1 protein-coding gene is annotated in these 381 nt (G+C 55.4%); it reads right to left on the bottom strand.

All coding sequences use genetic code 11. The features are described 5' to 3' along the window. Window positions 1-381, bottom strand: a 381-nt coding sequence (locus tag L8D11_RS05490) for a shikimate kinase (RefSeq protein ID WP_236870657.1), incomplete at both ends; no start/stop codon positions are given.

The following is a 381-nucleotide window of genomic DNA, read 5'->3' as shown; positions in this document are numbered from 1 at the left end:
GCGGGAATAAAGCGCGAAACGCTCCTCGAACAACTCTGCCAGAGACTGATCCGGCCGCCGTGAAATCCCCCGAAGGCTGTAATCGCCAATGCGGTGAATCACCGTCTCCAGTGAAATGTCCAGGAACACCACAGTACCGTTACGCTTCAAGTGCTGCATTGCAGCATCACTGTACACTGCACTACCCCCGGTACTGATCACCTGATTCTGAATGTCCAGCGCCAGCAACACCTGCTCCTCGATCAGACGCAACGCCACATAGCCGTCCTGATCAACAATCTCCTGCAGGGTACGTCCGGCCTGCTCCTGAATCAGCAGATCGGTGTCAATGAATCCCATACCAAGGCGCTTGTCCACCAGTACGCCGATGGTACTTTTGCC

The sequence above is a fragment of the Candidatus Bandiella numerosa genome, assembly GCF_021811875.1.
In the GTDB taxonomy this organism is placed as follows: domain Bacteria; phylum Pseudomonadota; class Alphaproteobacteria; order Rickettsiales; family Midichloriaceae; genus Aquirickettsia; species Aquirickettsia numerosa_A.
Note: the sequence above shows the minus strand (reverse complement) of the source record. Positions and strands in the feature narration are given on the sequence as shown.